The organism is Terrabacter sp. P5_B1 (assembly GCF_056400505.1).
The window spans coordinates 1-1,416 of record NZ_JBFULD010000547.1 but is presented as its reverse complement, the minus strand read 5'-3'; the positions used below and the strand labels follow the sequence as shown (position 1 = coordinate 1,416).

Here is a 1,416-nt window from a genome sequence, read left to right as displayed (position 1 = left end):
ACGACCGTCCGTCCTTCGACCGTCGCAACGACCGTGGCGGCGACCGTTTCGCCAGCCCGGCTCCCGTGAGCTTCGAGGACGCCGAGGCCGAGCGCATGGACGCCGACAACTGGACCAAGGCCATCCGCGCCGACGTCTCCGAGGGTCCCGTCGACGTCGCAGCCGACAACGGCTTCGCGGCYCTCGGCCTGCCCGAGCGCATCGTCGAGCGCCTTGCCCGCGAGGGCATCACCTCGCCGTTCCCGATCCAGACCGCGACCATCCCCGACGCCCTCGCGGGTCGCGACGTCCTCGGCCGTGGCCAGACCGGCTCCGGCAAGACGCTCGCGTTCGGGCTGCCGCTCATCACGCGGCTGCTCGAGGGCCAGGCCCCGCGCCGGCCGCGCAAGCCGCACGCGCTGATCCTCACGCCGACCCGTGAGCTCGCGATGCAGATCTCCGACGCGCTCGAGCCGCTCGTGCACGTCGCCGGCCTGCGCCACAAGCTCGTCGCCGGTGGCCTCAGCTACACGACGCAGATCAACGCCCTCAACAAGGGCGTGGACATCCTCATCGCGACCCCGGGGCGCCTCAACGACCTGCTCGAGCGCGGCGCCGTCGAGATGGACGACATCTCGATCACCGTCCTCGACGAGGCCGACCACATGGCCGAGATGGGCTTCATGGCCGAGATCACGACGAGCCTCGACAAGATCCCGGCCGACGGCCAGCGCCTGCTCTTCTCGGCGACGCTCGACCGCGGCATCGACGCGATCGTCGAGAAGTACCTCACCGACCCGGTGACGCACTCGACGAACGACGCCACGGCCTCCGTCGAGGGCATGGACCACCACGTCCTGCTCATCGACCCGCAGCACAAGAAGGTCATCACGGCCGAGGTCGCGAACCGCGAGGGTCGCACCGTCGTGTTCTGCCGCACCAAGCTGGGCGCCGACCGCATCGCGCTCCAGCTGCGCGAGCAGGGCGTCATGGCGGCCGCGCTCCACGGCGGCCTCAACCAGGGCCAGCGCAACCGCGTCCTCGGCGCGTTCCGCGACGGCACCCTCCCGGTGCTCGTCGCGACGGACGTCGCCGCCCGCGGCATCCACGTCGACGACGTCTCGGTCGTCCTGCAGGTCGACCCGCCGGCCGACCACAAGGACTACCTGCACCGCTCGGGCCGCACGGCTCGCGCCGGTGACAAGGGCACCGTCGTGACCCTTGCGCTCCCGCACCAGCGCAAGACGATGGAGCGTCAGCTCAAGGATGCCGGCCTCGAGATCTCGCCGGTCCGGGCCACGCCCGGCGACGCGACCCTCGCGGCCACCGGTGCGACGACGCCCAGCGGTGTCGCCATCGCCGAGGACGATTTCCAGCGCCTCATCGCCGGTCCGAAGCAGCACCGTCGCGGGCCGGCCGGCCCACGCGGCCCGCGCC

1 protein-coding gene is annotated in these 1,416 nt (G+C 72.0%); it reads left to right on the top strand.

Annotation, left to right across the window (positions count from 1 at the left end; genetic code table 11):
• Positions 1–65: 65 nt before the first annotated feature.
• A partial coding sequence (locus tag AC1DP0_RS21855; RefSeq protein ID WP_478088679.1) for a DEAD/DEAH box helicase occupies positions 66–1,416 on the top strand: 1,351 nt, incomplete at its 3' end.